The sequence below is a fragment of the Mangrovibrevibacter kandeliae genome, from assembly GCF_024519155.1.
Classification (GTDB): Bacteria; Pseudomonadota; Alphaproteobacteria; order Rhizobiales; family Rhizobiaceae; genus Mangrovibrevibacter; species Mangrovibrevibacter kandeliae.
This window is the reverse complement of sequence record NZ_JANIFJ010000002.1, coordinates 498,188-521,528: the sequence shown is the minus strand read 5'-3', so window position 1 is coordinate 521,528 and position 23,341 is coordinate 498,188. Positions and strand designations below refer to the sequence as shown.

General features: G+C 69.8%; 24 protein-coding genes. 7 read left to right on the top strand and 17 right to left on the bottom strand.

Features of this window, described 5'->3' with window-relative positions:
* Positions 1 to 12: 12 nt before the first annotated feature.
* Positions 13 to 675, top strand: a complete 663-nt coding sequence (locus tag NPA30_RS08725) for a ceramidase domain-containing protein (RefSeq protein WP_256802237.1) — start codon at positions 13 to 15, stop codon at positions 673 to 675.
* A gap of 81 nt (positions 676 to 756) precedes the next feature.
* Here NPA30_RS08725 and NPA30_RS08720 read toward each other — a convergent pair whose 3' ends face one another.
* Positions 757 to 1,539, bottom strand: coding sequence for a L,D-transpeptidase (locus tag NPA30_RS08720; RefSeq protein ID WP_256802236.1), 783 nt, complete (start codon positions 1,537 to 1,539; stop codon positions 757 to 759).
* A 243-nt stretch (positions 1,540 to 1,782) separates the two neighbouring features.
* Here NPA30_RS08720 and cueR point away from each other — a divergent pair, with 243 nt between their 5' ends.
* Together cueR and NPA30_RS08710 are read left to right on the top strand one after the other, a co-directional pair.
* Positions 1,783 to 2,187 (top strand): Cu(I)-responsive transcriptional regulator, encoded by a 405-nt coding sequence (gene cueR / locus NPA30_RS08715; RefSeq protein WP_256802235.1) that lies wholly within the window; start codon positions 1,783 to 1,785, stop codon positions 2,185 to 2,187.
* A 91-nt stretch (positions 2,188 to 2,278) separates the two neighbouring features.
* Complete coding sequence (locus NPA30_RS08710; protein ID WP_256802418.1) at positions 2,279 to 2,821, top strand: MmcB family DNA repair protein; 543 nt, start codon at positions 2,279 to 2,281, stop codon at positions 2,819 to 2,821.
* Positions 2,822 to 2,861: 40 nt separating this feature from the next.
* Here NPA30_RS08710 and NPA30_RS08705 read toward each other — a convergent pair whose 3' ends face one another.
* The 3 genes from NPA30_RS08705 to NPA30_RS08695 form a co-directional block, all read right to left on the bottom strand.
* Positions 2,862 to 3,437, bottom strand: a complete 576-nt coding sequence (locus NPA30_RS08705; RefSeq protein ID WP_256802234.1) for an ActR/PrrA/RegA family redox response regulator transcription factor — start codon at positions 3,435 to 3,437, stop codon at positions 2,862 to 2,864.
* Between the two features lie 49 nt (positions 3,438 to 3,486).
* Positions 3,487 to 4,851 (bottom strand): ActS/PrrB/RegB family redox-sensitive histidine kinase, encoded by a 1,365-nt coding sequence (locus tag NPA30_RS08700; RefSeq protein ID WP_256802233.1) that lies wholly within the window; start codon positions 4,849 to 4,851, stop codon positions 3,487 to 3,489.
* 146 nt (positions 4,852 to 4,997) lie between these two features.
* Complete coding sequence (locus tag NPA30_RS08695; protein ID WP_256802232.1) at positions 4,998 to 6,551, bottom strand: acid phosphatase; 1,554 nt, start codon at positions 6,549 to 6,551, stop codon at positions 4,998 to 5,000.
* Between the two features lie 219 nt (positions 6,552 to 6,770).
* Here NPA30_RS08695 and NPA30_RS08690 point away from each other — a divergent pair, with 219 nt between their 5' ends.
* Positions 6,771 to 8,090, top strand: coding sequence for a cytochrome-c peroxidase (locus NPA30_RS08690; RefSeq protein WP_256802231.1), 1,320 nt, complete (start codon positions 6,771 to 6,773; stop codon positions 8,088 to 8,090).
* A 10-nt stretch (positions 8,091 to 8,100) separates the two neighbouring features.
* On the opposite strand, the gene hrpB is transcribed toward NPA30_RS08690, so the two are convergent.
* Genes hrpB through NPA30_RS08660 form a run of 6 tightly spaced genes read right to left on the bottom strand, consistent with a single transcriptional unit; the run spans position 8,101 to position 14,817 of the window.
* On the bottom strand, positions 8,101 to 10,551 hold the full coding sequence (gene hrpB, locus NPA30_RS08685; protein ID WP_256802230.1) for an ATP-dependent helicase HrpB: 2,451 nt from the start codon (positions 10,549 to 10,551) through the stop codon (positions 8,101 to 8,103).
* On the bottom strand, positions 10,548 to 11,198 hold the full coding sequence (locus NPA30_RS08680; RefSeq protein WP_256802229.1) for an ATP-binding cassette domain-containing protein: 651 nt from the start codon (positions 11,196 to 11,198) through the stop codon (positions 10,548 to 10,550). Before NPA30_RS08680 ends, hrpB begins: the two co-directional genes overlap by 4 nt.
* The gene (locus NPA30_RS08675) at positions 11,195 to 12,889 is read right to left on the bottom strand and encodes an ABC transporter permease (RefSeq protein WP_256802228.1); all 1,695 of its coding nucleotides are present in this window, start codon (positions 12,887 to 12,889) and stop codon (positions 11,195 to 11,197) included. The genes NPA30_RS08680 and NPA30_RS08675 overlap by 4 nt, the downstream gene beginning before the upstream one ends.
* A gap of 33 nt (positions 12,890 to 12,922) precedes the next feature.
* Complete coding sequence (locus NPA30_RS08670) at positions 12,923 to 13,276, bottom strand: HVO_A0114 family putative DNA-binding protein (RefSeq protein ID WP_256802227.1); 354 nt, start codon at positions 13,274 to 13,276, stop codon at positions 12,923 to 12,925.
* Entirely contained in the window at positions 13,252 to 13,545 is a 294-nt protein-coding gene (locus NPA30_RS08665) for a toxin-antitoxin system TumE family protein (RefSeq protein WP_256802226.1), read from the bottom strand. The genes NPA30_RS08670 and NPA30_RS08665 overlap by 25 nt, the downstream gene beginning before the upstream one ends.
* A gap of 48 nt (positions 13,546 to 13,593) precedes the next feature.
* Positions 13,594 to 14,817 carry an ABC transporter substrate-binding protein gene (locus NPA30_RS08660; protein ID WP_256802225.1) on the bottom strand — a complete coding sequence of 408 codons (1,224 nt, stop codon included), beginning with the start codon at positions 14,815 to 14,817 and terminating at the stop codon, positions 13,594 to 13,596.
* A 180-nt stretch (positions 14,818 to 14,997) separates the two neighbouring features.
* Between NPA30_RS08660 and NPA30_RS08655 the strand changes: the two genes are divergently transcribed.
* Entirely contained in the window at positions 14,998 to 15,753 is a 756-nt protein-coding gene (locus tag NPA30_RS08655) for an SDR family NAD(P)-dependent oxidoreductase (protein ID WP_256802224.1), read from the top strand.
* A gap of 32 nt (positions 15,754 to 15,785) precedes the next feature.
* Here the strand turns inward: NPA30_RS08655 and NPA30_RS08650 are convergent, their stop codons facing one another.
* From NPA30_RS08650 to dnaK, 7 genes are all read right to left on the bottom strand, one after another.
* Positions 15,786 to 16,373: an NADPH-dependent FMN reductase gene (locus NPA30_RS08650; RefSeq protein ID WP_256802223.1), complete on the bottom strand. Its 588-nt coding sequence runs from the start codon at positions 16,371 to 16,373 to the stop codon at positions 15,786 to 15,788.
* Positions 16,374 to 16,380: 7 nt separating this feature from the next.
* Positions 16,381 to 17,007 (bottom strand): class I SAM-dependent methyltransferase, encoded by a 627-nt coding sequence (locus tag NPA30_RS08645; RefSeq protein ID WP_256802222.1) that lies wholly within the window; start codon positions 17,005 to 17,007, stop codon positions 16,381 to 16,383.
* A gap of 61 nt (positions 17,008 to 17,068) precedes the next feature.
* Positions 17,069 to 17,674: a class I SAM-dependent methyltransferase gene (locus NPA30_RS08640; protein ID WP_256802221.1), complete on the bottom strand. Its 606-nt coding sequence runs from the start codon at positions 17,672 to 17,674 to the stop codon at positions 17,069 to 17,071.
* Positions 17,675 to 17,781: 107 nt separating this feature from the next.
* Positions 17,782 to 18,921, bottom strand: coding sequence for a molecular chaperone DnaJ (gene dnaJ / locus NPA30_RS08635; RefSeq protein WP_256802220.1), 1,140 nt, complete (start codon positions 18,919 to 18,921; stop codon positions 17,782 to 17,784).
* Positions 18,922 to 19,109: 188 nt separating this feature from the next.
* Complete coding sequence (locus NPA30_RS08630) at positions 19,110 to 20,192, bottom strand: acyltransferase family protein (protein ID WP_256802219.1); 1,083 nt, start codon at positions 20,190 to 20,192, stop codon at positions 19,110 to 19,112.
* Between the two features lie 214 nt (positions 20,193 to 20,406).
* On the bottom strand, positions 20,407 to 20,655 hold the full coding sequence (locus tag NPA30_RS08625; protein WP_256802218.1) for a hypothetical protein: 249 nt from the start codon (positions 20,653 to 20,655) through the stop codon (positions 20,407 to 20,409).
* 14 nt (positions 20,656 to 20,669) lie between these two features.
* Positions 20,670 to 22,595 carry a molecular chaperone DnaK gene (dnaK, locus tag NPA30_RS08620; RefSeq protein ID WP_256802217.1) on the bottom strand — a complete coding sequence of 642 codons (1,926 nt, stop codon included), beginning with the start codon at positions 22,593 to 22,595 and terminating at the stop codon, positions 20,670 to 20,672.
* 177 nt (positions 22,596 to 22,772) lie between these two features.
* Here dnaK and NPA30_RS08615 point away from each other — a divergent pair, with 177 nt between their 5' ends.
* Together NPA30_RS08615 and NPA30_RS08610 are read left to right on the top strand one after the other, a co-directional pair.
* Complete coding sequence (locus NPA30_RS08615) at positions 22,773 to 22,979, top strand: hypothetical protein (RefSeq protein WP_256802216.1); 207 nt, start codon at positions 22,773 to 22,775, stop codon at positions 22,977 to 22,979.
* Positions 22,980 to 22,990: 11 nt separating this feature from the next.
* Entirely contained in the window at positions 22,991 to 23,329 is a 339-nt protein-coding gene (locus NPA30_RS08610) for a hypothetical protein (protein WP_256802215.1), read from the top strand.
* Positions 23,330 to 23,341: the final 12 nt, after the last annotated feature.

Genomic DNA, 23,341 nt, shown 5'->3' with positions numbered 1-23,341 from the left:
AGGGCGCGGCCGATGGACTGGACCGCGCCCGTCGACGGCTATTGCGAGCGCCTCGGCCCCGGCTTCTGGGCCGAGCCGGCCAATGCCGTGTCCAACGCGGCCTTCCTCCTGGTGGCGCTCGTCGCTTACCTGCGCTGGCGCGAACTGCGGGCGGACCGGCTGACGCTCGGCTTCATCCTTCTCGTCGGCGTCATCGGCATCGGCTCGTTCCTGTTCCACACGATCGCCGAGCGCTGGGCGAGCCTGGCCGACGTTCTGCCGATCGCAGTCTTCATCTATGCCTATTTCGCGCTGGCGCTCGGGCGCTTCCTGCGGCTGGGACGCCTGCACTGCCTCGTCGGCACGGCGCTGTTCTTCGTCGCCTCGCTCGCCGCCGGACCGCTGCTGGGCCCGCTCGCCGGCTCCTCGGCCGGCTACGTGCCGGGGCTTCTCGCGATGCTCGGCATCGGCGGCTGGCTGGCGCTGCGGCGGCGCGCGCCCGGCCGGACGGTGCTTGCGGCCGGCGGCGTCTTTTGCGTCTCGATCACCTTCCGGATGGCCGACCTGCCGCTCTGCGACGCCTGGCCGCTCGGCACGCACGTCCTGTGGCACATCCTCAACGCCCTGACGCTCGGGCTCCTGCTCGCCGCGGCACTCACGCGTGCGCCCCGCCGGACTGCAGCGGTGCAGGCATGAAAAAGCCGGGCACTTCGCCTGAAGTGCCCGGCCGGTGAGGCGTCCCCCGCCCCGAAAAGCCGTGTGCGGCTGCGGCCGGTATCAGCCGGCGCGCTTGCGCGTCCTGGTGCTGGTGACCTTGGCCGGGCTCGCCGACTTCGGCGCGACCATGCGCTCGTTGCCCTGCAGGACGACGACCTTGGCGCCGAGCGGCACGCGCTCGTAGAGGTCGATGATGTCCTGGTTCATCAGGCGGATGCAGCCCGAGGACATCGCCTTGCCGATCGACCACCACTCCGGCGAGCCGTGCAGGCGGTACAAGGTGTCCTTGTTGCCCTGGTAGAGATACAGGGCGCGCGCGCCGAGCGGGTTGGTGACGCCCGGGCCCATGCCGACGCCGCGATACTCCTCGAGGTCCGGCCGGCGGTCGATCATCTCGTTCGGCGGGAACCACTTCGGCCAGTGCTGCTTGTCGCCGATCGTCGCCTCGCCCGACCAGGAGAAGCCGTCCTTGCCGACGCCGATGCCGTAGCGCATCGCCGTGCCGCCGCGCTCGACCACGTAGAGGAAGCGGTTGGCGGTATCGACCACGACGGTGCCCGGCTCGTAGCCGCCGTCATAGACGACGCGCTGGCGGCGGAACTTCGGATCGACCTTGTTGTAGGGGATCGCCGGCAGGTTGAAGCCATCATCGGTGCGGGCGGCATAGGCACTGGCCGGGGCCGCGTCCATCGTGCCGCCGTCGAGCGGGGCGCCGTCCGGCGTCACATAGGCGGTGACGCGCGCAGGCAGGGTGCTGATCGAGGCGTGCTGCGCCGAGCCGCAAGCCGAAAGCAGGGCAGCGGCCGCGAGCAGGCCGCCGGCGAGGAGAGTGCGGAAGTTCATCGTCGATAACGCCATTCGTGGGAGGCCGGGGAACGGGATCGGTCGGGTCGTGCTGCGGGAAAACGCCAAACACCCGTCAGGCTCTCCCACTCGTTACGCCGGACTTAACGTCCGACTCAACGCGTCCAGTACACGCCAACATGGTTAAAAAAGCCTTTGTTGCCGCCGGGTCACAGTTGAACTCCTTCGCGGTCGCGACATGTGCGGGAGACATGCGGACGAAGCGAGGAGCAGGGTCTTCTCATGAATATCGGTGAGGCGTCGCGACGGTCCGGCCTGCCGCCGAAGACGATCCGCTACTACGAGGAGGTCGGGCTGATCCGTCCGGCGCGGGCGCAGAACGGCTACCGGGACTATGTGGAGCGCGACGTGCAGATGCTGCGCTTCCTGCAGCGCTCGCGCTCGCTCGGCTTCTCGATCGACGAAGCCCGCCGGCTGCTGGCCCTCTACAAGAACGAGAACCGTCATGCCGACGACGTCCAGCGGCTGGCGCACAGCCGGATCGCGGAGATCGACCGCAAGATCGCAGAGCTCGTCTCGCTGAAGCGGTCGCTGTCGCTGCTGGCCGAGCAGTGCGCCGGCGGCGACACGCCGGATTGCCCGATCCTCGACGAGATCGCCGGTTCGCACGTGCCGGAAGAGGCATGACGCGCGGTCTGCGTGCCCCTGCAGCATTATGTTTCCGATTTGTTCGATCATGTCCTTGCGGTCGGGGACGGGCAGCGGCTACATCTCGCCCATGCCGCTCGTCTCGCCCCTGCACCGCGACCCGTTGATCGACGGCCGTCAGTCGGAGCGGGCGATGATGGTCCGTCGCGGCGTGCAGCGGCTGATGGTCGCGCGACGGGTGTCGCTGCTCCCGGAGGTCGTCCTCGCTTCGGGTCGACGGGCCGATCTCGTCTGCCTCGGCGAGAAGGGCGAGATCACCATCGTCGAGATCAAGACTTCGATCGAGGACTTCCGGGTCGATCGCAAGTGGCCGGACTACCGCCGCTTCAGTGACCGGCTCTACTTCGCCACGCATCCCGGCGTTCCGCTCGAGATCTTCCCCGAGGATTGCGGGCTGATCCTGTCCGACGGATACGGCGCCGAACTGATGCGCGAGGCGCCCGAACATCGGATGCCGCCGGCCACTCGCAAGGCGCTGACGCTGCGCTTCGCCCGGGTTGCGGCCGACCGTCTGGTGCAGGCGGAGTGGGCCGCCAACCCGTTCGGATCCGACGAGACCGGGCCGTTCGGTCTCTTTGAGGACGCCGGCGACGACTACGAGCCGCCGGCCTGACCCGGCGTCGCTCCCCGCCCGGGGCTGCGAGGCTCGGCGTTCAGCGGGGCGCCCGCTTGGCGAGGATGCGCTGCAGGGTGCGCCGGTGCATCGACAGGCGCCGTGCCGTTTCCGAGACGTTGCGGTCGCACATCTCGTAGACCCGCTGGATGTGCTCCCAGCGCACCCGATCGGCCGACATCGGCTTCTCCGGCGGCTCGGCCCGGTCGCCGGGCTCGCGCGTCAGCGCCGCCAGCACCTCGTCGGCATCGGCCGGCTTGGCGAGATAGTCGACCGCGCCGAGCTTCACGGCGGTGACCGCGGTGGCGATGTTGCCATAGCCGGTCAGCACCACCATGCGCGTGTTCTCGCGCGCCACGCGCAGCGCCTCGATCACGTCGAGACCGTTGCCGTCGATGAGGCGCATGTCGACCACGGCATAGGCCGGGGCTTTCGCCCTGATGGCATCGAGGCCCTCGGCCACGCTGTCGGCGGTGCGGACCTCGAAGCCGCGCTGCTCGAGCGCGCGGCCGAGGCGGGTGGCGAAGGCCTTGTCGTCGTCGACGACGAGCAGCGAGGCGTCGCCCTGCGGCGGCACGAGTCTCGCCGAAGGGGCAGTGGTTTCTTCTAACAGCATGGTCGCGCTCCGGATTTTAAAGTTGAGGTGGCGTTGCGTCAGGACACGATCAAGCCGCCCAGCCGGTCGGATCGGTCGGGTTCGTGCGCGATGACGTAAAGGTTTCGTGACTCCAGCTGACTTCGACGACCGCGCCGGTCGTGCCCTTCTCCCGCCGGTTGGCGAAGGCGAGCGTGGCGCCGGACCGCTCGAGCAGCGCCTTGGCGATGAACAGGCCGAGGCCGAGGCCGCCGCCGGCCTTGCGCGCCGTGCGCTCCCGGTCCGCCATGTAGGGGTCGCCGATCCGCGCCAGCACGTCCGAGGCATATCCGGGACCGTCGTCGAGGATGCGGATGCGCACGGTCGAGCTCGTCCAGGTCGCGACGATGATCACCTGGCTTCTGGCGAAGTCGACGGCATTCTCCACGAGGTTGCCGATGCCGTAGAGAACTCCCGGATTGCGTCGCATCACCGGCTCCGGCCCGTCGCGATCGTCGACGACGACATCGATCGCCACGCCGAAGTCGCGGTGTGGCTCGGAGACCTCCTCGATCAGCGACATCAGCGGCAGGCGGGCGAGATGCTCCTCGCCGTCTGCCGAGAGCGTGGTCAGGCGCCGCAGGATGTCGCGGCAGCGCTGCGACTGCGCGACGAGAAGATCGACATCCTCGCGGATGGCGTCGCCCGGCGCCGTCAGACGGTCGAGCTCCTTGACGACGAGTGCGATGGTGGCGAGCGGCGTGCCGAGTTCGTGCGCGGCGGCCGCGGCGAGGCCGTCCAGGGCCGACAGATGCTGCTCGCGCTGCAGGGTCAGCTCGGTGGCCGCGAGCGCGTCGGCGAGGCTGCGCGCCTCGGCCGCCACCCGGTAGATGTAGACCATCAGGAAGAGGAGGGTGATGACGATCGCGAACCAGAGGCCGCCGACGTAGAAGTGCGGCAGGAGCAGCGTCGAATGCTCGTGCCACGGCAGCGGCAGGTGGAAGAAGCTGACCAGCGTCGCGATCAGCGCCGAGAGAATCCCGAGCGCGACCATCGACAGCGGCGGCTGGGTGGCGGCGGCGATGACCGCCGGCACGATGAGGAAGACGGCGAAGGGATTCTGGATGCCGCCGGTGAGGTAGAGGAGACCGGCGAGCTGGACGATGTCGAAGGCGAGGAGCCCGGCGGCGGCCGACGAGGAGATGCGCCGGCTCTCGGCGAAGGTCAGGCGGAGCACCAGGTTGAGCCCGGCCGACAGGGCGATCAGCGCCAGGCAGACGTGCACCGGATAGGGATACCACAGGCCCCAGGCGACGAAGACGCAGGCGGCGAGCTGCCCGGCGATCGACAGCCAGCGCAGTCGCACCATCGTGGCAAGCCGCAGTCTCTGACTCTCGCGCACGGCCGTTACGTGCTGCGGGAGTCCGAGGCCGAGGCTGCCGAGGATCTGATCCATGTCGCAGCCATAGCCCGTCGAGACCTTGGCCGACAGTTAAATTGCGGCAAGGGGTGCGGCGATCTGCGCGCGTCGGGCGCTTCGCCGCACCATGCCTGCGCCGGAGCCGCGCGCGCCGGTGCGTCCGGCGCGTCACGCGTCCGACATCAACCCTTGGTGAGGTCGAGCGCCTCGGAGAGGTCGCCCATCGCCGGCTCGCCGTTCGCCTTCAGCGCCGCGTCGCGCGCCTTCAGCCCGTCCAGCTCCGGCAGGCCGAAGCGGTGGGTGACGAAGCGGATCGGCGAGGTCGAGTCGTTCAGCGTGTGGTCGACCGTGCCCTTCCTGGCATAGGGCGAGATGACGAGTGCCGGAATACGGGTGCCCGGACCCCAGCGGTCGGCCTTGGGCGGCGCGACGTGGTCCCAGAACCCGCCATTCTCGTCATAGGAGATCACGACGAGCATGTGGCTCCATTGCGGGCTCTGCTCGAGGTGGTGGACGACGTCGGCGATGTGGGCGTCGCCGGACTTCACGTCGGCATAGCCGGCATGTTCGTTGAGGTTGCCCTGCGGCTTGTAGATCGACACTTGCGGCAGCTTGCCGGCGTCGATCGCCGCGATGAAGGTCGCCCCGTCCATGCCGGCGTCCTTGATGTGGTCGGCGCGGTTCTGCGTGCCCGGCGCCATGTCGGCGTAATAGTTGAACGGCTGGTGATGGTACTGGAAGTTCGGCACCGGCGAACCGTTCTTGCCGTCGAGCGCCGCCTGCCAGGCGCCCGACCAGTAGGCCCAGGTGATGCCCTTCTGGTTCAGGAGATCGCCGATCGTGGTGGCGGTCTGCGCCGGCAGGGTGGTCGCCTTGGCCGGGTCGGCATAGGCCGGATCGCCCCCGTCGGCCGGCTTGTTGGCGCTCGGCTGGTAGGGCGGCTGCATGGTGTTGACGGCGTAGAAGTCCGGCGTGAGGTTGCCGTCCGAGACAAACTTCGGCACGCCGTCGATGGCCGAGGCCGGCGAGTTGTCCGCCACCGTCAGCGCGGTCCCGTCCCCGCTCACCGCCGCGATGGTCGGCTTGGCCGGGCTCTTGTCGGCGTCCGGGTAGAAGGGCGCGCAGGCGCAGACCAGCCACTGGTGGTTCAGGAAGGAGCCGCCGAAGGCGCCCTGGAAGAAGTTGTCGGCGAGGACGTAGTCCTTGGCGACCTGCCAGAGCGGCAGGGTCGAGCCGTCGTAATGGCCCATCACCTCGCCGCCGGCGTCGGCCCAGGCGACGAACTTGTCGTTCTTGCCGCCGTCGATCTGCATCTGGTTCTGGTAGAAGCGGTGCCACAGGTCGTGGGTGACGACGCTCATGGCGAGGTCGTAGCCCTTCGGGTCGTCGATCGCGAAGGGCGCATTGGCCATGTGCTCGGTCGCGGCCTGGGTGATCGGCGGCGTCACGCCCTTGGCGGTGAGGCCGTCCCACACCGGGGGCAGCTCGGCCATCGGCGTGCCGTCGCGCTCGAGCTGGCGCGCCGCGTTTGCCGAGGCGTTCTGCAGGCCGTCGGCGCCGGGGAAGGCGCCGTAGAGATTATCGAAGCTGCGATTCTCGGCGTAGATGTAGACGATCGTGTCGATCTTCTTGAGATCGGCGGCCGTCGCACTGCCGTCCTGCGCCGATGCGCCAGTGGCGAGCGCGAGGACCGACAGCGGAACCAGCGCGCTGGTCAGCATCAGATGCATCTTCATGAGCCTGGACCTTCCCTGGAAGGGGTCGTGGACCGCCCGCCCTCGACGCGCAGGGCGTCCGGCAAGCGGCACTCGATTGGTATGAGACACTGAGCATCAGTTTCGTGACAGGCGGATTGCGCGCATTGTCGCATGGGCGGCGGAGGTCGGCTGGCTTCATCGACCCGTCACCGAACGCCGCATAGATGCACGGGCTTCATGCTTCGGGTGGGCTACGACATGCGCTTGACCTCCCTCCGTCTCGCCCTTTCCGGGGCGCTCCTCCTGGCCGCCGGCGGTCTCGCGGCGCTGGCGGACGCCAAGCCCGACGCCGAGCCGAGCTCGGCCGACAGCGCCAGCCTGCCGCTCGGCGGACTGCCGGCGGGGGGCATGTCCCGGGCGGATGCGCGCCGGCTGGCGGCCGCTTCTGCGGAGCTGGGGCGGCAGATGTTCTTCGATCCCTCGCTGTCGGCCTCCGGCCGAATGGCCTGCTCCGGCTGTCACGACCCGGCGCACGGCTTCACCCCGGCCAACGGCCGCGCGGTGCAACTCGGCGGCGTCGACCTCGACCGGCCGGGCGAGCGCAAGGTACCGTCGCTGACCTACCTCCAGGCGGCGCCGCAATTCACCGAGCACTTCTTCGACAATGACGACGAGGGCGACGAGAGCGTCGACGGCGGGCCGACCGGCGGCATCACCTGGGACGGGCGGGTCGACAATGGCCGCGACCAGGCGCGCATCCCGCTCCTCAGCGATTACGAGATGGCGAATGCGGGCCCGGCGGCCGTCGTCGCCAAAGTTGCCGCCGCCCCCTATGCCGACGGGTTCAAGGCACTCTACGGGCCGGATGTCTTCGCCGACGAGGCCCGCGCCTTCGACGCCGTCACCAAGGCGCTGGAAGCCTATGAGGAGGACTGGCGGACCTTCTATCCCTATTCGAGCAGGTACGACGCCTGGCTCGCCGGCAAGGCCGAGCTGAGCGGGCAGGAGAAGCACGGGCTCGAGCTGTTCGAGGCCGAGGACAAGGGCAACTGCGCGAGCTGCCACCTCAGCCGGCGGGGCAATGACGGCACGCCGCCGCAGTTCACCGATTTCGGCCTTCTCGCGCTTGCCGTGCCGCGCAATGCCGAAATTCCCGCCAACCGCGACCCTCGGCATTTCGACCTCGGCGTCTGCGGCCCGCTGCGCAAGGACCTCGCGGACCATCCGGACGATTGCGGACTGTTCCTCACGCCGACGCTGCGCAACGTCGCGCTGCGCAGCCGCTTCTTCCACAACGGCGCGGTCGGCTCGCTGCGCGACGCCGTCGCCTTCTACGCCACGCGCGACACCGACCCGGCGCGCTGGTACCCGCGCGCAGCGGACGGCAGCGTGATGCGCTACGATGACCTGCCGGAGCGCTACTGGGCCAACATCAACAGGGACCCGCCCTTCGGCGGAAAGCCGGGCGGCACGCCGGCGCTGTCGGATGCCGAGATCGACGATGTCGTCGCCTTCCTCAAGACGTTGACCGACGGCTATTTCAGTCCGTCCGCCGGCGGCCACAGCGCGTCGCCCTGACCCCGAACGCTCAGGTGCCGCGCGGCTTGGCGCGGTTCGTCGCCTGCGCGCTCGCCGGATCCTCCGGCCAGACGTGCTTGGGGTAGCGGCCGCGCAGGTCGGCCCGCACGTCGGCCCAGGAGCCGGCCCAGAAGCCCGGCAGGTCGCGGGTGATCTGGATCGGGCGGTGCGCCGGCGACAGGAGTTCGAGCGTCAGCGGCAGGCGTCCGTCGGCGATCGAGGGATGGACCGTCAGGCCAAACAGCTCCTGCACCCGGACCGCCAGCACCGGCTGGTCCTCGTCGTAGCGGATCGGCAGGGTCGAGCCCGACGGCGCGTCGTAATGGGTCGGCGCGAGCCGGTCGAGCTGGCGGGAGAGATCGGCGGGCACGAGGCCGCGCAGCGCCTCGCCGAGCATCGGCTTCAGGTCCGAGAGCCGGGTCGCGCCCGGCGCATAGGGGGCGAGCCAGTCCTCGAGGGTGGCGAGCAGCGCCTCATCCGAGAGGTCGGGCCAGGGCGTGCCATAGGCCGCCGCGAGGAAACGCAGGCGCCGCAGGAGGCTCGCGGCCGCCTTCTCGTCGATCAGCCGGTCGAGCCCGATCTGGCGCACGCCCGCCATCAGCGCCGGAAGGGCGAGGGCGGAGGGTGGATTGGGCAGCGGCGTTTCGGCGAGCGTGGCGCGGCCGATGCGGCGCACGCGGCGGGCGCGCACCTGACCGCTGCCGGCATCGAAGGTGACGGTGTCCTCGACGGTGATCCGCTCGGCGAAGCGCGTCTCGAGCGCCTCGCGGGACAGCGCGGCGGCCGAGAGGATGCGGCCCGCACGGGCCTGACCCTGCAGCTCGGCGACGACGATCAGCGGGGCGGCGGCGAGCGGCGAGAGTTCGTCCACCACGCCGCCGCGGCCGTTGGCGAGCACGAAGCTGCCGCGCGCGCCGCGCGCCACCGCGATGCGGTCGGGGTAGGCGAGCGCCAGCAGCGCGCCGGGCTCGCTCGCCGGGCCGCCGCGCGCCGCTCGGCCGCCGGCGAGCCTATCGATGAGGCCCGCCGCGGCCTTGGCCCGAGGGCTGCGGTCGGAGCGGAAGCGGGAGAGACGCTCGGCGAGATCGACGGCGATCCCTCCGAGGCCGCGCTCGGTGAGAAGGACGGCGAGCTCGGCGGCGGTGCGTCGGTCATCGGTGTCCGCGGTGGCCACCATCGCCGCCAGCCGCGCCGGCAGCGGCAGCTGGCGCATGCGCTCGCCGGTTTGGGTCAGGCGTCCGTCGGAGCCGAGCGCGCCGAGCTCGGCGAGCAGCATGCGCGCCTCGGCGAGCGCCGGCTCGGGTGGAGGGTCGAGGAAGGCGAGCGCGCGCGGGTCGGTGACGCCCCAGGCGGTGCAGTCGAGGACAAGGCCGGAAAGGTCGGTCGAGAGGATCTCGGGCGTGTCGAAGCGCGGCAGCGCGGCGGTCTGCTCGGCGCGCCACAGCCGGATCGCGGTTCCCGGTGCGGTACGGCCCGCACGGCCGGCCCGTTGGTCGGCGGCCGCCTGGCTGATCCGCACCGTCTCCAGCCGCGACAGGCCGGTCGCCGGCTCGAACACCGGCGCGCGCCGAAGGCCTGAATCGATGACGATCGTCACCCCGTCGATGGTCAGCGACGTCTCGGCGATGGAGGTCGCCAGCACCACCTTGCGGCTGCCCGCAGGGGCCGGGCGGATCGCGAGATCCTGCGCGGCGCCCTCCATCGCGCCGTAGAGGGGCGCGATCCGCACGTCGGCGGGAACCCGGGGCTCCAGGCGCTCGGCGACGCGCTCGATCTCGCGCTGGCCCGGCAGGAAGCAGAGGATGCTGCCTTCATCCTGCACGAGAGCGGCGAGCACGGCCTCCGCCACGGCGTCCTCGACGGATTGTGTCCCCGGCCGCTCGCGATGGCGGACCGCGACCGGAAAGGCGCGGCCGGCGCTCTCGATCACCGCGGCGTCGCCGAGGAGGCGCGCGACGGGGGCGCCGTCCAGTGTCGCCGACATCACCAGCAGGCGCATGTCGTCGCGCAGCGCAGCGCGGACATCGAGCGCCAGCGCCAGCCCGAAATCCCCGTCGAGCGAGCGCTCGTGGAACTCGTCGAACAGCACCGCCGCGACGCCCGCCAGCTCGGGATCGTCGAGGATCATGCGGGTGAAGACGCCCTCGGTGACGACTTCGATGCGGGTTCGGGCAGAAACCTTCGTGTCCAGCCGCATGCGCCAGCCGACGGTGGCGCCCACCTCCTCGCCGAGGAGGCTCGCCATCCGCCGGGCGGCGGCGCGGGCGGCAAGGCGGCGCGGCTCGATCAGCATGATCTTGCGCCCGCTCGCGAAGGGCGCATCGAGGAGATGCAGTGGCACGAGCGTCGTCTTGCCTGCGCCGGGCGGCGCGACGAGCACGGCTCGCCCGGCCTCTTCGAGCGTCGCGCCGAGCTCGGCGAGGACTGCGCTGACCGGCAGCTCCGGCAGCGTCGGGCTCATGGGGTGCCGCCGATCGTCACGACCGGGCCGCCGGCGGCTTCGGCATCGGCCGGATCGTGGGTGACGAGGATCGCCGGGATGGCGCGCCGGCGCACGGCGTCGAAGACGAGCGCGCGCACGCTCGACTTCAGCGCGGCGTCGAGGCGCGAGAACGGCTCGTCGAGCAGCAGCGCCCGCGGCTCGGCCAGAAGCGAACGCTGGAGGGCGACGCGCGCCTGCTGGCCCCCCGACAGAGTGGCCGGATCGCGGTCGAAGAAGCCGGCGAGTTCGACCTCCGCCAGCGCGGCCTCCACCGCCGCCCGGCGGGCGGCGCGCCCCTTCAGCTTCGGATGCAGGCCGAAGAGCAGGTTCTCGCCGACCGACAGATGCGGAAACAGGAGGGCGTCCTGGAACAGGAGTCCGACGCGGCGGCGCTCGGGCGGCAGCGGCGCGAGGTCCTGTCCGTCGAGGCGCACGGTGCCGCGCGCCCGGAACGCCGGATCGAGAAAGCCGCCGACATGGGCGAGCAGCGTCGACTTGCCGGACCCCGAGGGTCCCATCACCGTCAGCACCTCGCCCGGCCCGACAGGGTGGTCGACCACAAGGAGCGTCCGGTCCCCGAGCGCGATTGAAAGCTGATCGAGGGCGAGGCCCGCGGCATCCGTCATGCCGGCTTCATGCCGCGCCGGCGCCGGTGGCGCAATGCCGGCAGGGCGAGCGCGAGCGCGAAGACGAGGCAGGGCAATGCGGTCTGCAGGAGCGCGTAGGCCGCCGTGAGCCCGCGGTTGCCGCCGGCGGCGAGCGCCACCGCCTCGGTGGTGATCGTCGGCAGCCGTCCAGCGCCGATGAGGAGGGTCGGCAGGTACTGCCCGACCGAGACGGCGAAGCCGATGGCGCAGGCCGTCAGCAGCGGGGCGAGGAGAAGCGGCAGGCGCAGCCGCAGGAACAGCGCTGGGCGCGAGCGACCGAGACTGGCGCCGATGCGCTCGTAGCGCGGGTCGAGCGCGAACCAGGGGTCGGCGAGCGACAGGAGGAGATAGGGCGCGACGAAGACGAGGTGGGCGGCGACGAGCAGCGGCAGGCCGGGCGTCCAGCCGAGCGCGATGATGGCGATCTGCAGGCCGGACAGGAAGGCCACCTGCGGCACGATCAGCGGCAGGTAGACGGCGGCGAGCAGCGCCGGCGGCAGGTGCGTCTTGGTCTCGACCATCGGCCCGCCGCGGGCGCGGATGGCCTTGAGCAGTGCCACGACCAGCACCAGCGCGACGAAGGTGGCCATTGCCGCGACGAGCAGCGTCGTGCGGAGCGGCGGGCCGGCGCTCGCCGCAGCCCGCATCCAGTTGTGCATGGAGAGGCTCGGTAGAAGCGAGGGGAAGGGCCAGTAGCCCGCAAAGGACCAGACCAGCAGCATCGCCGTGCCAAGTCCGAGCGCCAGCGCGCCGAGCCGGAAGGGCAGCGGGAGCACCTGCCGGACGACACGGTCGGCGGTGCCGCGGCGGCCGCCGTGGATCGCGGCACGCAAGAGCCGGGTTCCGACCCGCTCGACCCCGAGCCACAGAAGGACGGCTGCAAGGGTCACGCCGAGCTGCAGCAGCGCGGCGGCCGAGGCGAGGAAGCGCAGCGAGAGGTCCGGGTCGTTCATCCATCCGACGAGACGGACCGCGAGCGTCGGCGGCGTCGACGGCCCGAGGATGAGCGCGACGTCCACGACCGACGAGGCGAAGGCGAGGACGGCCAGCACCGGCAGGCGGATCTGCCGGTAGACCGTCGGCCAGACCGTCAGCAGGAACGCGACGACGCGCCCGTAGCCGAGCGCACGCGCGAGCCGCAGCCGTCGCGCCGGTTTGGCCTGCGGCAGAGCGGCCAGCGCGACCAGCAGCAGGAACGGCGCCTCCTTCGCCACCAGCCCGGCGGTCAGCGACAGGCCGAGCGGGTCGCCCACGACGAGGAGATCGGGCGGGCGGTCAAGCCCGAGCGGCAGCGCGGCGAGCCGGAACAGCGGCCCGGACGGGGCGATCAGGAGCGCGAGGCCAAGCGCGGCGGCCGCGTGCGGGATCGCCAGCAACGGCGCCAGCAGGCGGCGCATCGCGGCGAAGCTCGCGGTGCCCCAGCTGGCGGCGCAAAAGCCAACGACGACGAGCACGGACAGGAGGGTGGCGGCCAGGCCGGTGGCAAGCGAGAGCAGGGCCGACGGGATGATCCCGGGAACGGCGAGGAGGTCGCGAAACGGCTGCAGCGACAGGGCATCGCCGCCGAGCGCCGGGAAGTAGCCGACGGCCGGCAGGACGACGCCGGCGAGGCCGATGAGGACGGGCGCGGCCAGCAGCGCCGCGATGCCGGCGATGAGGATGGAGCGCATCAGGCGCAAGTGCGAGCCGGCAGGCGCTTCGCGCTACGCCGCCTCGAGGACGAAATCGACGTGGATCGAGTCATAAGGAAATGCGAAGCGCCCGTCTTCGGCGCGGTCGATGACCCCTGCATTGCACAGCGCGTCGAGATCGCCGGCAAGGGCATGCGGTTCGCCGGAGACGTGGCGGCCAATTTCATCGAGTGTCAGCCCACCCTGGCCTGCGAGGAGCTTCAGGATGTTCCAGCGCGCTGGAGACAAGGTCGCCCAAAGCAGTTCAGGGGTTGCGAAGGTAATGAAATGCCCAGCATTCCCCCCACCGAAGGCGGCGGTGGCTCGCGCTATGAAATCCGTGTCGGACGAGACCGAAAAGGTCACCTTTCGCTGTTCGCGAGCCATGTCCGGCAATCCTTCAGAAAGTCCTGCATCAACCGCTCTGGCGTCTCGAAAACATAGGCCGTTTCGCTCGATCCGACATGCCTGTGATCGCCTTTGCCAGCCTCATTGTCATAGCGCAGAACGCAAACGCCATCGACGACGAGCGCAAGCGAATATTTCAGCCGATGACCAGAGCCGCGCAGCGATTGCGGCACATGCCAGATCTTGGCCTCGGTGAAGGCGTTCGACGCGATCTGTCGACGCTCCCGGAGGAGCAATGTCGCCTTCATCATTTCTCGCCAAATGTGCTGCCGACGATCCCGATCTTCGAGGCCAGATCAACTCCCGTAGCGCTTCAGCCATTCCTGCTCCAGTCGGTCGGTCCAGGAGGGGTCCGGCTCCGGCAGCACCGGGCCGAGCTCATCCGGCGCGAGGGTGGCGACGCCGCGGTCGATCGCGGCGAAGCGGGCGCGATCCTCGGGCGACAGCTTGTCCAGCGCCAGCACCGTCGGGTCGCCCCAGACCGTCGGGTCCTCCTTGCGCGCCTGCGCCTCGGGCGACAGCAGGAAGTTGGCGACCACCTTCGCCGCCGCCTTGCTGGCGGAGTTGTAGGGAATCGCGACGAAATGGGTGTTGCCGAGCGTGCCGCCGGGAAAGGTGAAGGAGCGCACCGTGTCCGGCAGCTCGCCCGCCGCGATGCCGGCCGAGGCCTCGCCGGGATTGAAGGCGAAGGTGACGTCGAGCTCGCCGTCGGCCAGGAGCTGTTTCAGCTGCGGATAGTTGCGCGGATAGGCGCGGCCCTGCCGCCAGAGCGCCGGCTTCAGCGCGTCGAGATAGTCCCAGAGCGGCTTGGTCTCCTCGGCGAAACGCGCGTCGTCCACCGGCTTCAGGAGGAGCGCGGGATCGGAGACCGTCTCCGACAGCACCTGCTTCAGGAAGCTCGTGCCGACGAAGTCCGGCGGGGCCGGATAGGCGAAGCGGCCCGGATGCGCCTTCGCCCAGGCGAGCAGCTCGTCCGCCGATTTCGGCATGTCGGCCGCCGGCCCGCTGCGGGCGGTGTCGGAGAAGAAGACGAGCTTGGCGCCGCCCCAGGGCGATTCCTGTCCGTTCGTCGGGAGCGTGAAGTCGGTTTCGATCGTCGGGTTCGCGGTGTCAACGTAGCGCCAGTTCGGCAGCTCGGTCGCAAAGCCCTCGGCGAGCAGGCCCTGCCGCTGCATCGAGGCGAAGTTCTCGCCGTTGATCCAGATGAGATCGACCGACCCGTGGTCGTCCTTGCCGGCCGCCTTTTCGGCGAGCACGGTCGCGACGGCCGACGCCGTGTCGTCGAGCTTCACCTGCTTCAGCGTGATGCCGTAGCGCTTTCGAACCTCACCGCCCACCCAGCCGATATAGGCGTTGATGTTGTCCGAGCCGCCCCAGGCGTCGAAATAGACCGTCTCGCCCTTCGCTTCGCTCAGCACCGCCGGCCAGCCCGCGGTCGAAGCCTCCTCGGCACGAGCGCCGGCCACCCCGGCAAGAGCGGCAAGGAGAAGCGGGAGCAGGCGGGCGGCAACCGATGGCATGCGGCAGAAACCTTCAGTTTAGAACAGGTTGAACGCGACAGGCGCCGCGCGAGCCATTACATGGACTGGGGTTGGACACGAAGGCAATCGGGCGCCGTCGCGACTGACCGAAGCGTGTGCGAGGCGTGAAGCGGCGGGTCTTCGAGCTCGCGGCTCCGCGCGAAACGAAAGGGCGGTGGGATGGCGGACGAGACCAGGGACGAGCGCAGGACGCTGGTGTTGACCGGCGCCTCGCGCGGCATCGGCCATGCCACCGTCAAGCGCTTCTCGCGCGAGGGCTGGCGCGTCATCACCTGCTCGCGGCAGGACTTCTCCGACGACTGCCCCTGGCCGGCCGGGCCGGAGGACCACATCCGGGTCGACCTCTCCGACCAGGAGGATGTCGGCTATGCCGTCTCCGAGATCCGGCGGCGGCTCGAGGCGAACGGCTCGCAGTTGCATGCGCTCGTCAACAACGCCGCAATCTCGCCGAAGGGCGAGGGCGGCTCACGGCTCGATTCGATCCGCACGCCGATGCACATGTGGCGCGACGTCTTCCAGGTGAACTTCTTCGCCCCGATCATCCTGGCGCGCGGGCTGTTCAAGGAGCTCGCCAAGGCCGGCGGCTCGGTCGTCAACGTCTCCTCGATCGCCGGCAGCCGCGTGCATCCCTTCGCCGGCACCGCCTATGCGACGTCGAAGGCGGCGCTCGCGGCCCTGACGCGCGAGATGGCCGCCGATTTCGGCCGCTCGGGCATCCGCGTCAACGCGATCGCGCCCGGCGAGATCGACACGGCGATCCTGTCGCCGGGCACCGAGAAGATCGTCGAGAACATCCCGCTGCGCCGGCTCGGCCTCACCTCCGAGGTGGCCGACACGATCTTCTTCCTCTGCTCGGGTCAGGCGTCCTACGTCAACGGCGCCGAGATCCACATCAATGGCGGCCAGCACGTGTGATGGCGCCCGCCGCGCGGCGCTCGCGCGGCTCGTCAAAACCCGTGCCGGCCGAGCGCCGAGGCTTGGCCGACCAGCGTCTCGACCAGCGTGTCGAGAGCAAGGTTCGCGCGCTCGCTCGAGAGCCGGCCGCTCTCGTCGAACGCGGTGCCCGCCTCGCCCACCGTGCACTGCGGCGTCAGGAGATCGGCGCCGAGGTCCTGGAACACCAGCCGCCACGCCGCCAGGCTTCGCGCGCCGCCGCCTGGGCGCGGCGAGGCCGCGGCGAAGCCGACGATCAGCCGGCGGAAGGGTTGCACCGGCCGGCCGCCGATGCGGGTGACGCGGCTCATCCAGTCCACTGCGTTCTTCAGAAGCGGCGGCAGCGAGGCGTTGTATTCCGGGCTGACGAGAAGGAGCGCGTCCTGCGCCGCGATCCGCTCGGCGAGCTTGACGGCGTTCTCGGGCAGCCCATCGCTTGCCTCCAGATCGGCGTCGAGCAGGGGCAGCGGGTAGTCGGCCAGGCTGAGCAGGGTGACGCTCGCCGAGGTCAGCGCCAGCCGGCGCGCCGCTTCCGCAGCGAGGAGGGCGTTGAGCGAGCCGGTTCGAACCGAGCCCGGCAGGACGAGGATGCGGGCGCTCACCGTGCTCTCAGGCGTGGCCGCTCGGCGCGGTGCGGCGCTCGTAGATCCAGACGCGCGCCGGCGGGATGTTGTCCCAGACGATCGGCGAGTGTGAGACCTCGAACAGCCCTTCCACCGGCTTCACCGGCGGGGTCCAGAGATAGGAGAGCTGGGTGACGTTGCCGCCCGGCAGCAGCCGGTCGAAATAGCGCGTGAACAGGGCCTGGCGTTGCTTCTGTGGCATGTTGAGGATGGGGATGGCGAAGAGCACCGCCGCATATCTGAGGCCCAGCCGGTCTGCCAGCGTCTTCGACAGGTCGAGGCCGTCGCCGCAAATCACGTCGACCCGCGGAAAGCGGCGCTGCAGCTCGCGGGCGAACTCCGGATCGTACTCGATCGAGGTGATCCGTTCGGGCGCGACGCCCTTCTCGATCAGGCTGCGGGTGACGACGCCAAGTCCCGGCCCGAGTTCGAGGACCGGCCCGTCGAGATGCGTCGTCGCGCTCTCGACCATCGTGCGGCAGTATGCCGGCGAAGACGGCGCCACCGCGCCCATCTTCAGGGGATGACGGACCCAGGTCCCGAAGAAGCGGGCGAAGTCGCCACCGCGCGTCTCGCTGGCCTGCTTGTGCCGTTCTTCGCTCGTGCCTGCCATGCGACTGCTCCTCTACGCTTCGGGGCGACCGACGGGACGCGGATCGACGACGGTCGGGCCGTCAGCCGCGCCGATAGACCAGCACCCGCGCGGGCGGCAGGTTGCGCCGCACCCACGGGCTCGTCTCGATCCGGGCGCCGACCCGGTCCGGCTTCACCGGCAGCGTCAGCGCGTAGGAAAACTGGATGAAGGGGTTGCCGGGCGGCATCCGGTCGAAGGCGGCGCCAAGCAGCGTCTCGCGCAGCACCTCGGGCCTGGTGAACAGCGGCAGGCTCGACACCACCGCGGCAAAGCCCGGACCGGCCAATGCATCGACCGCCTCGCCTGGGTGATAGGCATCGCCCTCGATGACGTGCGCGCGCGGATGGCGCGCACGCAGCAGGCGCACGAACTCCGGGGAATACTCGACGAGCACGAGTTGCTCTTCCGGGATACCCGCCTCGATCAGGCAGCGCGTCACGGCGCCCGTGCCGGGGCCGAGCTCGAGCACCCGGCGCCCCTCTGCCACCGCGTCCATCGAGACGTAGCCCGCCATCATCCTGCCGAGCCAGCGCGAGGACGGCGAGACGGCGCCGGTGATCAGCGGCCGCTGCAGCCAGTTCCTCAGGAAGCGGGCGTCGTCGCCGGCAGGCGGCTTGCTCTTCAGCCGCGGCACCTGGAGATTCATCTGCCCTCGCTCCCGCTGCGCAAGAGGCGCCAACCGCACCGATGGCAGGATAGCCTGACTATCATGCCATCGGTGCGACAGCCCATGCGCAACCGAAGTAACGCGGCTCAGCTCTCGCTCAAGCCCTCGAAGAAGTCCTTCATGCGGGCGAAGAAGCCCGTCGACTGCGGCGAATTCTCGGAGGACGAGATCTGTTCGAACTCCTCCAGGAGCTCGCGCTGGCGCCGCGACAGGCTCTGCGGCGTCTCGATCGTGACCTGGATGAAGAGGTCGCCCGACTGCTGTGTGCGCAGCACCGGCATGCCCTTGCCGCGCACCCGGAACTGCTTGCCGGTCTGCGTGCCGTCCGGCACCTTCACCCGCGTCTTGGCCCCGTCCAGCGTCGTCACCTCGAAGGAGCCGCCGAGCGCGGCGGTCGTCATCGACACCGGGATCTTGCAGAAGAGGTCCGCGCCGTCGCGCTGGAAGAACTCGTGCGGGCGCACCGACAGGAAGATGTAGAGGTCGCCCGCCGGGCCGCCGCGCAGACCGGCCTCGCCTTCGCCCGCGAGGCGGATGCGGGTGCCGTCCTCGATGCCGGCTGGGATGTTGACCGACAGGTTGCGCTCCTCCGGCAACCGGCCGTCGCCGCCGCACTTGCCGCAGGGATCGGCGATGATCTCGCCGCGGCCCTGGCAGTTGGGGCAGGTGCGCTCGATCGAGAAGAAGCCCTGTGCGGCCCGCACGCGCCCGACGCCGCCGCAGGTCGGGCAGGGCTTCGGCGCGCTGCCGGGCCGCGCCCCGGTGCCTGAGCATTCGTCGCACTGGATGGTGGTCGGCACCTTGATCTCTGCGGTCCGGCCGGCAAAGGCTTCCTCCAGCGAGATCTCCATGTTGTAGCGCAGGTCCGAGCCCCGCTCGCGCCCCGAGCCGCCGGCCCCGGCGCGGCCGCGCCGCTGGCCCATCATCTCGCCGAAGATGTCGTCGAAGATGTCGGCCATCGAGGAGGAGAAGTCACCGCGGAAGCCGCCGGCACCGCCGCCGTTCTGGAAGGCGGCATGGCCGAAGCGGTCGTAGGCGGCCCGCTTCTGCGGGTCCTTCAGGACCTCGTAGGCCTCGTTGATCTCCTTGAACTTGACCTCGGCCTCGGCATTTTCGGGATTGCGGTCGGGGTGGTACTGCATCGCGAGCTTGCGGAACGCGGACTTGAGGACCTTTTCGTCGCAGCCCTTGGCGACGCCGAGAACCTCGTAGTAATCGATTTTCATCGAGACCGACCCGTTGATGTTTCGCAGAAGTGTCGCGGCGGTTCCGGTTGCGGCAGCTGCAACCTTCGAGTTCGTCCACGAGCGCGATGTAAGTATCGAGGTCGGGCGTTACCATAGGCCGCGCCGGCATGAAAGGCGCTGCCCTCGTTCCGGCCGCCGCCTGGGCGGCCGGCGAAGCAGGACGTCGCTCAGGCGAGGAGGGCGGTCGGCGCGCTCCGGTCGCGGCCCCGTCCGGCGATCACCGCACCGGCCGGCCGCTCGAAGTACCGCTCCGACAGGAGGGCCACCGCGATCGTCGCCGCCATCGGCAACAACCAGTAGAGGTAGAAGCCGGTGAAGCCCGCCGGCTGCAGCACGCGCTCCCACAGGAGGGTGAAGAACAGCGTCTCCATCACCGGGTGCCAGAGATAGATGCCGAAGGAGACGCGGGCGAGCGGCATCAGCGGCGCCAGCATCCGGGTGGAGTCCGGGCGGGCGGTCTCGGCGAGGGCGGTGAAGAGCATCGCCGCGGCGAAGCCCCCGAGCGCCAGGTAGACGTGCCACTTGAGAAGCATCGCCGCCACGGCGAAGCCGAGGCAGACGAGCCCCGGCAGATGGGAGCGCAGATCCACCACGCGCCGTTCCACGAGAATCGCGACGATGCCCCCGAGGACGAAGTCCGGGAAGGCCCGCCAGGCGCCGAGCGTATCGGCGGTGGTCCAGTGGCCGCCGGGGAAGACGCCGTGGGCCGAGGCGACCTCCAGGCCCCCGACCCAGAGGGCCAGGAGCGCGACGAGGCCCTTCAGCCCCGCCCGGCCGTAGGCGACGACGATCAGCGGAAACAGCATGTAGCAGAAGAACTCGGCGCTGACCGACCAGGAGGCGTAATTGAACTCCAGCACGTCGGTCGTTCCCCAAGCCTGGACGGCGAGAACGTTGAAGGGCAGGTCGGCGAGGTTCCAGCGCTGCGGTGCGCCGGTGCCGATCACGCCGAGGGCGATGAGCACCGCGATCGCGGCGAAAAAGGCCAGGGTCAGGAGATGCAGCGGATAGAGCCGGGCGATCCGCCGCAGGAAGAAGCCGCCGAAGGCCTGCGGCGAGGTCAGGCGGGAGCGGTAGCGCCCGGTGATGAGGAAGCCGGAGATCATGAAGAACATATCCAGCAACGGCAGCAGCCGATGCAGCACCTCGAGCCCGGCCTCGCCGCTGGGCGGCGCGGAGAACAGGAAGTGGTAGGCCATGATCAGCATGGCGGCGGTCAGTCGCCAGCAGTCGAAGACGCGAAAGTGCACGGCTCACTCCTGAGGCCACAGGCCCAAGTCGGTGACGCCCGGTGGACGCTTGGCATCCACATCTGACCGAATCCGGCCATTGTTCAATCGAAGGCTTACGTTAGTCTTAATGCAGGCTGGCTGCCGCGTGACGGTTGCTTCCGACATCGAACGGATCGGTCAGTCTTTCCGACCCGCCTGCGTCTCCTTGCCCTCCGGCCGGAGGCCCTGACGCTCATCCCCTGATCCTGGCGGCGGCCAGACGGTTCGGACGCTTGCGGGCGTGACGCACCGCGTCCTTGCCCGGTTGACCGAAGGCACCCGCCTGAAAGCCTCGACGGCGCGTCGCAGTCGGTCTGTCGGCCGCGTCACCACGCCGCGCGCCGCGCAGGCCATGATCGATGCCGCCGCCCTTCACCTCGCCGGACGCGAGCTCGCAAAGCAGAACGCCCGGGCAGTCGCTGCCCGGGCGTTCCAGTTGCACGATGCGCTGTCGGATCAGGCGGAGCGCTTGCGCTCGTCCTCGTCGACTTCCTCGAAGTCGGCGTCGACGACGTCGTCCTGCGGTCCGCCGGCGCTGGCCTGAGCGCCCTCGCCCGCGGCGGTCTCGGCCTGCGAGGCCTCGTACATCGCCTGGCCGAGCTTCATGGACGCCTGAGCGAGCGCGTCGCTCTTGGTCTTGATCGCTTCGGCATCGGGGTCGGCCGCCTCGAGTTCGGCCTTCAGCCCGGCGATGGCGTCGGCGATCGCCGCACGATCGGCCTCGGAGACCTTATCGCCATACTCGGCGAGCGACTTCTCGGCCGAATGCACCAGCGCCTCGCCCTGGTTCTTGGCTTCCACCGAGGCACGACGCTTCTTGTCGGCTTCGGCGTTGGCCTCGGCCTCCTGCACCATCTTCTCGATGTCGGCGTCCGAAAGGCCGCCCGACGCCTGGATGGTGATGCGCTGCTCCTTGTTGGTGCCCTTGTCCTTGGCCGAGACATTGACGATGCCGTTGGCGTCGATGTCGAAGGTCACCTCGATCTGCGGCACGCCGCGCGGTGCCGGCGGGATGCCCTCGAGGTTGAAGCGACCAAGCGACTTGTTGTCGGCCGCCATCTCGCGCTCGCCCTGGTAGACCTGGATGGTCACGGCGTTCTGCGAGTCCTCGGCGGTCGAGAACACCTGGCTCTTCTTGGTCGGGATCGTCGTGTTGCGGTCGATCAGGCGAGTGAAGACGCCGCCCAGCGTTTCGATGCCGAGCGACAGCGGGGTCACGTCGAGCAGCAGGACGTCCTTGACGTCACCCTGCAGCACGCCGGCCTGGATGGCCGCGCCCATGGCGACGACCTCGTCCGGGTTGACGCCCTTGTGCGGCTCCTTGCCGAACAGGTTCTTCACGACCTCCTGCACCTTCGGCATGCGGGTCATGCCGCCGACGAGGACGACCTCGTCGATGTCCGCAGCCGACAGACCGGCATCCTTGAGCGCCGCCTTGCACGGGTCAACGGTGCGCTGGACGAGGTCGTCGACGAGGCTCTCGAACTTGGAGCGCGTCAGCTTCATCGTCAGGTGCTTTGGCCCGGACTGGTCGGCGGTGATGAAGGGCAGGTTGATCTCGGTCTGGCTTGCCGAGGACAGCTCGATCTTGGCCTTTTCGGCAGCCTCCTTGAGGCGCTGCAGGGCGAGCTTGTCGTTCTTCAGGTCGATGCCCTGGTCCTTCTTGAACTCCGCCGCGAGGTAGTCGACGAGGCGCATGTCGAAGTCCTCGCCGCCGAGGAACGTGTCGCCATTGGTCGACTTCACCTCGAAGACGCCGTCGCCGATCTCCAGCACGGAGACGTCGAAGGTGCCGCCGCCGAGGTCGTAGACCGCGATCGTCTTGCCCTCGTTCTTCTCGAGGCCGTAGGCGAGGGCGGCCGCGGTCGGCTCGTTGATGATGCGCAGCACCTCGAGACCGGCGATCTTGCCGGCGTCCTTGGTCGCCTGGCGCTGGGCGTCGTTGAAGTAGGCCGGGACGGTGATGACCGCCTTCTCGACCTTCTCGCCGAGATAGGACTCGGCGGTCTCCTTCATCTTCTGCAGGATCATCGCCGAGATCTGCGAGGGCGAGAACTTGTCGCCATGCGCCTCGACCCAAGCGTCGCCGTTGTCGGCGCGCACGATCTTGTAGGGGACGAGACCCTTGTCCTTGTTGACGGTCGGGTCCTCGTAGCGGCGGCCGATCAGGCGCTTGACGGCGAACAGCGTGTTCTCGGGGTTGGTGACCGCCTGGCGCTTGGCCGGCTGGCCCACCAGCCGCTCGTCGTCATCGGTGAAGGCGACCATGGACGGGGTCGTGCGTGCGCCCTCGGCGTTCTCGATCACCTTCGCGTTCTTGCCGTCCATGACGGCAACGCAGGAATTGGTGGTGCCAAGGTCGATACCGATAACCTTCGCCATCAAATCTCTCCTCTCGTAGCGAGCTGCCCGGACCCTCGAAGAGGCGTTCCTTCTGGGAGCTCCCGCGTGCTTCGTTTGAAAAACCGCTGCGCCGGCCGGCTCGGGCCGAGGCTGCGGGGCTGTCGGCTATATATGAAGGGCCCTGTGGACGCGCAAGACAGGCGGCCCCGGAACGGCGTGGCCGGTGCGATCGGCCATCCTGACGATCAGGGAACCCGCGGCCTTCTTTCGCACTTCTACCGCACATCAGGCCGCCCGGTCGCGCGCGGGATGCGCGGGGGCGGTGTCCGCCCAACAAGGAGACCCGTCATGAACAGCATCATTTACCTCGTCGGCCTCGTCGTCGTCGTCGTCGCCGTCCTGTCGTTCCTCGGCCTGGCCTGAGGCATCCGGTCATGACCCGGCAATCGAAGTCGGGACCGGACCCGAAGCAGACGACGACCGGCACGCCGTCCCCGGCCGCCGGTTCCGGACAGCCCAACGAGGCGAAGCGCCACAACGGCGGGAAGACCGGCGCGCCGGCGGTCGGCGACGGTCAAGTGACACCTGCGTCCACGACACCGGCGCCCTCGGCGAGCCGCTCGACCAAGACGGAAATCGCCGGCGACGTCGGACAGGGTTCGCAGCTGACCAGCAGCGGCTTCGGCACGCCGGCCCACCCGGGCAAGGTCGGGGCGGACGCAGGCTCAAGCGACGCGCCGAAGGGCGCGAAGGGTCAGCCGAAGAAGCACTGAGGGCGGACTCGC

What these genes read in the sequence shown, in the direction of transcription:
- NPA30_RS08725 (WP_256802237.1), top strand. Translation starts at nt 13, where the DNA reads ATGGACTGGACCGCGCCCGTCGACGGCTATTGCGAGCGCCTCGGCCCC.
- NPA30_RS08720 (WP_256802236.1), bottom strand. Translation starts at nt 1,539, where the DNA reads ATGAACTTCCGCACTCTCCTCGCCGGCGGCCTGCTCGCGGCCGCTGCC.
- cueR (WP_256802235.1), top strand. Translation starts at nt 1,783, where the DNA reads ATGAATATCGGTGAGGCGTCGCGACGGTCCGGCCTGCCGCCGAAGACG.
- NPA30_RS08710 (WP_256802418.1), top strand. Translation starts at nt 2,279, where the DNA reads ATGCCGCTCGTCTCGCCCCTGCACCGCGACCCGTTGATCGACGGCCGT.
- NPA30_RS08705 (WP_256802234.1), bottom strand. Translation starts at nt 3,437, where the DNA reads ATGCTGTTAGAAGAAACCACTGCCCCTTCGGCGAGACTCGTGCCGCCG.
- NPA30_RS08700 (WP_256802233.1), bottom strand. Translation starts at nt 4,851, where the DNA reads ATGGATCAGATCCTCGGCAGCCTCGGCCTCGGACTCCCGCAGCACGTA.
- NPA30_RS08695 (WP_256802232.1), bottom strand. Translation starts at nt 6,551, where the DNA reads ATGAAGATGCATCTGATGCTGACCAGCGCGCTGGTTCCGCTGTCGGTC.
- NPA30_RS08690 (WP_256802231.1), top strand. Translation starts at nt 6,771, where the DNA reads ATGCGCTTGACCTCCCTCCGTCTCGCCCTTTCCGGGGCGCTCCTCCTG.
- hrpB (WP_256802230.1), bottom strand. Translation starts at nt 10,551, where the DNA reads ATGAGCCCGACGCTGCCGGAGCTGCCGGTCAGCGCAGTCCTCGCCGAG.
- NPA30_RS08680 (WP_256802229.1), bottom strand. Translation starts at nt 11,198, where the DNA reads ATGACGGATGCCGCGGGCCTCGCCCTCGATCAGCTTTCAATCGCGCTC.
- NPA30_RS08675 (WP_256802228.1), bottom strand. Translation starts at nt 12,889, where the DNA reads ATGCGCTCCATCCTCATCGCCGGCATCGCGGCGCTGCTGGCCGCGCCC.
- NPA30_RS08670 (WP_256802227.1), bottom strand. Translation starts at nt 13,276, where the DNA reads ATGGCTCGCGAACAGCGAAAGGTGACCTTTTCGGTCTCGTCCGACACG.
- NPA30_RS08665 (WP_256802226.1), bottom strand. Translation starts at nt 13,545, where the DNA reads ATGAAGGCGACATTGCTCCTCCGGGAGCGTCGACAGATCGCGTCGAAC.
- NPA30_RS08660 (WP_256802225.1), bottom strand. Translation starts at nt 14,817, where the DNA reads ATGCCATCGGTTGCCGCCCGCCTGCTCCCGCTTCTCCTTGCCGCTCTT.
- NPA30_RS08655 (WP_256802224.1), top strand. Translation starts at nt 14,998, where the DNA reads ATGGCGGACGAGACCAGGGACGAGCGCAGGACGCTGGTGTTGACCGGC.
- NPA30_RS08645 (WP_256802222.1), bottom strand. Translation starts at nt 17,007, where the DNA reads ATGGCAGGCACGAGCGAAGAACGGCACAAGCAGGCCAGCGAGACGCGC.
- NPA30_RS08640 (WP_256802221.1), bottom strand. Translation starts at nt 17,674, where the DNA reads ATGAATCTCCAGGTGCCGCGGCTGAAGAGCAAGCCGCCTGCCGGCGAC.
- dnaJ (WP_256802220.1), bottom strand. Translation starts at nt 18,921, where the DNA reads ATGAAAATCGATTACTACGAGGTTCTCGGCGTCGCCAAGGGCTGCGAC.
- dnaK (WP_256802217.1), bottom strand. Translation starts at nt 22,595, where the DNA reads ATGGCGAAGGTTATCGGTATCGACCTTGGCACCACCAATTCCTGCGTT.
- NPA30_RS08610 (WP_256802215.1), top strand. Translation starts at nt 22,991, where the DNA reads ATGACCCGGCAATCGAAGTCGGGACCGGACCCGAAGCAGACGACGACC.